Consider the following 5572-nt stretch of genomic DNA (forward strand, 5'->3'; position numbering starts at 1 on the left):
CACCGGGCCGCAGCTCGGCCGAGTCGAGTTCCGCGACGGCCTCCAAGGTCTCCCGCACCGGCAGGTCTTCGAGCAGGCTCACCAGGTGCACCACCGTGTCGCCGGAGTGCAGCAGCTTGACCACGCCTTCGCTGTGCCCCCGGATCGGCCCGACCTTCGCGAGGTCGGCCATCGCGCGGGTCACGTCCAGGAACTTCACCACCCGCCCGGTCGGCGGCGCGTCCACCACGACCGCGTCGTAGAAGTGCCGCCCGTGCTCGTCGGTGCGCCCGACGCATTCCTTGATCTTGCCGGTGAACAGCACGTCGCGGAGGCCGGGCGCGAGCGTGGTGGCGAACTCGATGGCGCCCATCCGCTTGAGCGTCCGGCCCGCGAACCCGAGGTTGTAGAACATCGACAGGTACTCCAGCAGCGCCGGTTCGGCGTCGATGGCCAGCGCCCGCACCTCGCCGCCGCCCGGCGCGGCCGCGATGGACTCCTCGGAGTAGGGCAGCGGGGCGGTGTCGAAGAGCTGCGCGATGCCCTGCCTGCCCTCCACCTCGATCAGCAGCACCCGGCGTCCGCCGGTCGCCAGCGCCAGCGCGAGCGCGGCTGCGACCGTGGTCTTGCCGGTGCCTCCCTTGCCGCTGACCACGTGCAGCCGGGCGTCGTTGAGTTCGGCGTCCCACTCGGTCACACGATCAGCGTAGGTGGGCGGCCGGTGCTGTGTCTCCCGCAGGAGGCGGCCGTCTCCCGTACGGGTCGCACGAGCCGTGTCCAGCGGTTCAGTCGATCACGAACCGGATCGAGATGATCAGCGCGGTGGCCGCGAGCAACGCCCACACGAGCGTCGCGGGCAGCACCGTCGCGACCAGCCCGGTGCTCACCACCAGCAGCAACCCGCCTTGCACCGCGGCGCGCGCCCGCTTCGGGCGGCGTTGTGCGCGGGTGCCGCGGATCCCGACCACGGCATCCAGGATCAACAAAGCGCCGAAGGCGATCGTCAGCGCGGTCGCCGCAATCCGCCAAACCTCCACTTCGCGCAAGCTAGTCCGATGCGGTGATCAATGAGGCGCGAACGAATGAAGGCGAGGTCGCGTTCCGATATCGACCTGTGCCTGCGGGACCCGCGCCGGACCGGGGCAGCGGTGCCGCGGCGACACCCGCTCTTTACGCTGGTGACCATGACCAAGTGGGAGTACTCCACCGTGCCGCTGTTGAGCCACGCGACCAAGCAGATCCTCGACCAGTGGGGCGAGGACGGCTGGGAACTCGTCGCCGTCCTGCCCGGCCCGACCGGCGAGCAGATGGTCGCCTACATGAAGCGGCCGAAGGAGTAGTCATGGCTTCCTGGAAGCAACGGCTCACCGAGCTCGGCATCGAACTGCCGGAGGTCGCCGCGCCGGTCGCCGCCTACGTGCCCGCGGTGCGCAGCGGTTCGCAGGTCTTCACATCGGGGCAGGTCCCCTTCGTGGAGGGCAAGCTGGCCGCGGCGGGCAAGGTCGGCGCGGAGATCGACCCCGAGGAGGCCAAGCGGCACGCGCGCACCTGCGTGCTCAACGCGCTGGCCGCCGTCGACGCGCTGGTCGGGCTGGACTCGATCGTGCGGGTGGTGAAGGTGGTCGGTTTCGTGGCTTCCGCGGAGGGCTTCTCCGGGCAGCCCGCCGTGGTCAACGGCGCTTCCGAGCTGCTCGGGGAGATCTTCGGCGACGCCGGGCCGCACGCGCGTTCCGCGGTCGGCGTCGCCGAGCTGCCGGTGGGCGCGCCCGTCGAAGTCGAGATGATCGTCGAGGTCGGCTGAGCCCGATCCAGCACGAACACGGCCCGGTCCGGGAGCTGCTCCCGGGCCGGGCCGAGCTGTGTCGCGCCCGCTTCCCGGCGCTGTGACGTATTCCGCGGTGCGGACCGCCGTTTTCTCGCCAGCCGGGCCCCACACGGCTCGTACTACCCAGTACGCTACGGCCGCCGCTACTTGGGGTGACTACATCGGGTTCGCCCGAACGGCGGTATTGATGCCTGCGTGTGTCCGATCTGGTTTGCCCGTGCGTCGGTTGACGGGGCAGAGTTCACCCGATCGGGCGCTCGCGTGTGGGGTGCGGGTGGCCGCCCGCACGTGATGAGCGAACGAAGCTGAGAGGGGCGACGTGGCGGTGCGCGAATCGGACCTGCTGTGCCACGAGTTGCTGCTTCGACTTGCCGGTCGGCTGCCGGACCGGCATCTGTGGCGCTACCGCGATTGGCTGGCGGGGGGAGCAGGCGACGTCCTCGCGCGTTCGCTGCCCGCCACCCTGGTCCGCGAACGGGTCGCGCTGTCCGACGCCGACCACCGCAGGCTCGCCGAAGCACTGCTGCCCCTCGGCGCCGACCCGTCCGCGGTGCACGCGGTGCTGCCCGGCGCGGAGCCCGACCGCTACACGTTCCGCGCGGAGTCGCACAGCGACGACAAGGGCGACCCCGCGGTGCTGGTGCTCGGCGCGACGCTGCGCGGGAGGCAGGGCGTGCGCGAGGCGCGCAGCTCGTGGCGCCACCTGCCGGGGCAGCGCTCGAAGCGGATCTTCCTGGTGACCGCATCGACCGACCCGGTCGAGCTCACCAGTGAACTGCAGCGCATCCTGCGGGCGCTCGGTGATCCCGAGCCGTGCGTCGAGGTGCTGCCGCCCGAACTCGAACCGACCGCCTACCAGCGCGCCGCGCTCGCGGAATCGATGCTGGTGTGCCTGGGCGGCGACGAACTGGTGGGACACCGTGGCTGATGGTGTCCCGAGGTCTGGGCAAGACCGCGCAGAAGGAGGCTTTCGTGGTGGACGTCGCTGAGGGTGCGGGGCCGGTGGAACGCCTGCACAACCTCGTGCTGGCCTTGACGGGCCGGGTGGACGACGACGCCGTCAATTCGGTCCGCGAGATGCTCGGCATCGGCCAGCTCGACGCCGCGGCGGAGTTCCTGGCCGGCTGCCTGCTGGCCGGCCGCATCCCGGTGACCTCGACCGAGCAGTACCACCTGCGCCGGGCGCTGGAGGAGGCTCGTTCGCAGCAGGCGCTGGCGGATCGGTTGCACGTGGTGGAGGCGGTGCCGGACGAGGGGCACCGGTTCAGCGACGAGCACGACCAGGACCGCTCGGACCGCGAGCTGGTGGACGCGCTGGCCCCGATCGCGGGCCGGTTGCACGGGGTTCGCGCGCTGTGGTGCGCCTGGCGCACGACTCCGGCCGGGGTGACTTACGGGGCCGTGCCGCGGCGGGTGCTGCTCGCCGAGGTCGGTTCGGACGGTTCGGTAGCCGCGGCCGGCTACCAGCTGCTGGAGGCGGTGCGCCGGGCCGGTCTGGGCTGCTCGGTGGACGTCTTCAACAGCGGGATGGATCTGCCGCCGTACCACCGCAACGCGCTGGCCAACGCGCGCCGGGTGCACCTGGACCTGGGTTCGCAGATCGCGGTGCCGAACGGTTCGAACCACGCGCGCGCACCACGGGCCACGGCGGGAAGCAAGGCCGGGGGCGCTGACGCGCCGAGTGAGCCAGCGACGGGGTCGGGAAAACGGGCCGAGGCCCCGGCTCCGGAGCCCGCAGCCTTCGACTCGGCACGTCCGGATTACGCCGAACCGGCGCACCTCGATCCGGGCGAGGCGGACCTGGCGCCGGTGGGGCGCGAACGCGCGGGTGAGCGCGCTGGTCGGGAACGTGGCGACTGGGAGCGCACCGAGCGGGAGCACGCCGAGCGGGAACGCCCTGATCGGGAGCACGCTGATCGGGAACGCGCCAAACCCGACCCCGTCGCGGCCGAGCGCGCCGAACCGGCCCTGTCGGCTCAACCGGAATCTCAGGCGCAGCCGGAACCGGCGCACGCCGAGCCGGAACCGGCTCCGGCACCGGAGCCCGACGCGCCCGAGCAGGGCGAGCAGACGGTGCAGACCGGCGGCAAGAACACCCGCGTTCCGGCAGCGGTCGACGCGAAGCTGACCGACCGGGAACGCAACCTGCTGCGCAAGCTGCACGAGGAACTGGCGCAGCGCGAGCAGGACAAGGAAACCGCGGGCGAGCAAGTGGCGGGCGAGCAGGTGGCGGCGGGCGGGAAGTCCGCCGGTTCCGGCCAGGACGCTTGGACGGCGACGATGCCGGGCACTCCGACCGGCGGTTTCCCGTCGATCGGTGCGCCCACGTCGAGCGGTCGGGAGCGCCCCGGTTCCGAGTGACCGCGCGGATCAGCTGACGGGTCGGTAAGTCGGCGGGCCGCTCAGCCGACGGCCCGCTGCACGGCGTCGAGCACCCGCTGCAGGTGCAGCCCGCGGCGCACGTCGCACGGGTGCCCGGTGCGGCCCGAGCAGATCATCCCGAACCATTCCTCCAGCAGTTTCGCGTAGCACTCGCGGGCGGCGGTCCGGCCGCCGGTGAGCTGCGATTTGCCCTGCGAGCCGTAGATCGTGAACTCGACCAGCGCGGGCTGCACCGGCACTCGCAGCGACAGCGCCAGCGTGCTGTTCGCCCCGCTGGCGTGCCCGAGCACCAGATGCCACAGATCGCCCGCGTCCCGTTGTGCGTAGTGCACCAGGTTGATGCTGCCGAGCGCGGCGTCCAGCAGGTCGAGCGCGTGCGGTCCGGCGTCCAGCAGCGATCCCGCGCGTTCTTGCCGCCACGGTGAACCGGCGTAGTCACCGCCGAGCAGCCCACCGGCCAGCCATTGCGCGGTGCCGCCCTTCCAGCCGCCGAGCTTGCCGAGCCCGGTCAGCCAGTCCCGCACCTCGGGTGCGTAGCGGCGGGTCAGCATCAGCAGCGCCGCCACGCCGTTGCGCTCCACTGCGCGGACCGTTGCTTCGGCAGCCGCCACGTCCGCGGCCAGCGGCTTCTCCAGCACCAGGTGTTTGCCCGCGTCAGCGGCGTGCACGGCCAGTTCGGCCTGCACCGCGGGCGGCACTGCGAATGCCACGGCGTCGACCGCGTCCAGCAGCGCATCGAATCCGTCGACGACGTCTGCGTCGTAGGGGCGGGCGAGTTCTTTCGCCGCGTCCGGGCGGCGCGCCCACACCGCGGTCAGCCGCATCCGGGGGTGCGCGTGCAGCCCGGGCGCGTGGACGCGTTTCGCCCACGGTCCCGCTCCGACGATGCCGACCCGCAGTGCTTCGTTCATCCGTCCATGGTCCCCGCGCCCCGATCAACACGCAGAAGCGCGGGGTCTGCCGGGCCGCGGAGATTCGGTGGTGGCGGGCTCGTGCGAGCCGCCGAGGATTGCGAGCCGAAACGGCCCACGATTGCTGCAGTGGCGGGCGAATCAAGCGTCGGATTCTGAGTGGAACTTGTCGGTTTGGAATATGCACTCGACTGTGGGTCTGGTGCGGCATCGGACGCCGGGTGTCGCTCGGCCCGGACCCCAGCGGAGTGTTGATCTTGAACTCGAGGGTGGGACATGAGAGTTCCTCGGCTTAGGGTATCCGGCATGGTGCGACTGCCGGAGGACATGAGGATGCCGGACGGATTCGTTCCCGCGCCGGCGCCGGATCCGCCCGCGACGCCGAAGGACGCCGCGACGGTCGTGCTGCTGCGCGAAGGCGACCAGGGCACCGAGGTCTTCCTGCAGCGCCGGGTGCGGAACATGCCGTTCGCGG

7 protein-coding genes and 1 pseudogene are annotated in these 5572 nt (G+C 71.8%); 5 read left to right on the top strand and 3 right to left on the bottom strand.

What is annotated here, in order from left to right; all coding sequences use genetic code 11:
* On the bottom strand, positions 1–676 hold a 676-nt coding region (locus IJH84_RS07455), incomplete at its 3' end, for an ArsA-related P-loop ATPase (RefSeq protein ID WP_295141928.1).
* A gap of 88 nt (positions 677–764) precedes the next feature.
* The gene (locus IJH84_RS07460) at positions 765–1016 is read right to left on the bottom strand and encodes a hypothetical protein (protein ID WP_295141931.1); all 252 of its coding nucleotides are present in this window, start codon (positions 1014–1016) and stop codon (positions 765–767) included.
* Between the two features lie 141 nt (positions 1017–1157).
* Between IJH84_RS07460 and IJH84_RS07465 the strand changes: the two genes are divergently transcribed.
* The 4 genes from IJH84_RS07465 to IJH84_RS07480 all read left to right on the top strand — a co-directional run bounded on the left by IJH84_RS07465 (position 1158) and on the right by IJH84_RS07480 (position 4165).
* Entirely contained in the window at positions 1158–1319 is a 162-nt protein-coding gene (locus IJH84_RS07465; RefSeq protein WP_200068235.1) for a DUF4177 domain-containing protein, read from the top strand.
* 2 nt (positions 1320–1321) lie between these two features.
* Complete coding sequence (locus tag IJH84_RS07470) at positions 1322–1780, top strand: RidA family protein (protein ID WP_295141936.1); 459 nt, start codon at positions 1322–1324, stop codon at positions 1778–1780.
* Between the two features lie 343 nt (positions 1781–2123).
* A complete protein-coding gene (locus IJH84_RS07475; RefSeq protein ID WP_200068237.1) occupies positions 2124–2732 on the top strand; it encodes a hypothetical protein in 609 nt (202 codons plus the stop codon).
* Positions 2732–4165, top strand: coding sequence for a hypothetical protein (locus IJH84_RS07480; RefSeq protein ID WP_295141940.1), 1434 nt, complete (start codon positions 2732–2734; stop codon positions 4163–4165). The genes IJH84_RS07475 and IJH84_RS07480 overlap by 1 nt, the downstream gene beginning before the upstream one ends.
* Positions 4166–4206: 41 nt before the next feature.
* Here the strand turns inward: IJH84_RS07480 and IJH84_RS07485 are convergent, their stop codons facing one another.
* Positions 4207–5097, bottom strand: a complete 891-nt coding sequence (locus tag IJH84_RS07485; RefSeq protein ID WP_200068238.1) for a Gfo/Idh/MocA family protein — start codon at positions 5095–5097, stop codon at positions 4207–4209.
* Positions 5098–5424: 327 nt separating this feature from the next.
* Between IJH84_RS07485 and IJH84_RS07490 the strand changes: the two are divergent.
* Positions 5425–5572: pseudogene (locus IJH84_RS07490) on the top strand (NUDIX hydrolase); the annotation flags it as partial.

It is taken from the genome of Saccharopolyspora sp., assembly GCF_017434145.1.
GTDB classification, from domain to species: Bacteria; Actinomycetota; Actinomycetes; order Mycobacteriales; family Pseudonocardiaceae; genus Saccharopolyspora_C; species Saccharopolyspora_C galaxeae.